This window comes from Roseovarius salincola (assembly GCF_026891095.1).
Lineage (GTDB): Bacteria > Pseudomonadota > Alphaproteobacteria > Rhodobacterales > Rhodobacteraceae > Roseovarius > Roseovarius salincola.
In genome coordinates this window covers 1-1,377 of record NZ_JAPTNL010000052.1, presented here as the reverse complement: position 1 = coordinate 1,377, position 1,377 = coordinate 1, and the positions used below count along the sequence as shown (strand labels likewise).

General features: G+C 65.2%; 1 protein-coding gene. It reads left to right on the top strand.

Annotation, left to right across the window (positions count from 1 at the left end):
• The first annotated feature begins 113 nt into the window (after positions 1-113).
• Positions 114-1,310, top strand: coding sequence for an IS256 family transposase (locus N5A93_RS19440; RefSeq protein WP_440590585.1), 1,197 nt, complete (start codon positions 114-116; stop codon positions 1,308-1,310).
• The last annotated feature ends 67 nt before the right edge of the window (positions 1,311-1,377 follow it).

Below are 1,377 nucleotides of genomic sequence, written 5' to 3'. Positions count from 1 at the left end.
GGTAGTGCCCCGGGAGGTGGTGTAAGAGTCCGCGCGCGTTTGGGGCTGGCGGCCACCGCGCTTCTTCGTAGTCTGCGGTTGTTCAACGACCGATGACAACGAAGGAGAGCACGATGACCGAGACCAAGATTGACCTTCCGGGTGTGATTGCCAAGAGCGACGACGCAGATTTCCTGCGAGAGCTGATCCAGGATGCGGCGCAGCGGCTGATGGACATCGAGGTGGCCGCTATGTGCGGTGCCGGGCATGGCGAGCGCAGCCCGGACCGCGAGAACCTGCGCAACGGCTACCGGCCGCGCCAATGGGATACCCGGGCGGGGACTATCGGCCTGAACATCCCGAAGCTGCGCAAGGGCAGCTATTTCCCCACGTTTCTGGAGCCGCGTCGCACCGCCGAGAAGGCGCTGATGGCGGTGATCCAGGAAGCCTATATCCAAGGGATTTCCACCCGCGCGGTAGATGACCTGGTGCGTGCCATGGGACTGACGGGCACCTCCAAGAGCCAGGTGTCGCGGCTGTGCGAAGAGATCGATGAGCGGGTGCAGGCGTTCCTGAACCGGCCGCTGGAGGGGGACTGGCCGTTTCTCTGGCTCGACGCCACCTACGTGAAGCTGCGCGAGGGCGGGCGGATCGTCTCGATGGCGGTGATAGTGGCCGTGGCGGTCAACACTGACGGACGCCGGGAGATCCTGGGGGTCACAGTCTTGCCCTCCGAAGCCGAGACCTTCTGGGCCGAGTTCCTGCGGTCTCTCACTCGCCGTGGACTGCGGGGCGTGCAGATGGTGATCAGCGACGCACACGAGGGCCTCAAAGCCGCCGCCCGCAAGGTCCTGGGGGCCGGCTGGCAGCGCTGCCGTGTGCATTTCCAGCGCAACCTGCTGGCCCGCGTGGGCAAGACCAACAAGCCGGTGGTCAGCGCGGTGGTGAAGACCGTCTTCGCCGAAAAAGACCGCGACCAGGCACATGCCCGCTGGCGCGAGGTCGCCGACAGCCTGCGCGACCGGTTCCGGGATGTTGCCGAGCTGATGGACGAGGCCGAGCACGACGTGCTGGCCTACATGGCCTTCGACGAGAGCCTGCGTTCGAAGCTGCACAGCACCAACCCGCTGGAGCGCGTCAACAAGGAGATCAAGCGGCGCACCAATGTCGTCGGGATCTTCCCGAACCGCGCGGCCGTCATCCGGCTCGTCGGCGCGCTGATGCTGGAGCAGAATGATGAGTGGGCCGTCTCACGCCGCTACATGCCGGTGGAAAAGCTGACCGCCATATGCGACGATACCGACGCGGCGACGATGATCGCCGCACAGTGAACGAGCAACACCAGCTATGAAGAAGCAGGTGGACGCCAGTTCCTACACCACTCCTCGGGGCACTACC

What these genes read in the sequence shown, in the direction of transcription:
- N5A93_RS19440 (WP_440590585.1), top strand. Translation starts at nt 114, where the DNA reads ATGACCGAGACCAAGATTGACCTTCCGGGTGTGATTGCCAAGAGCGAC.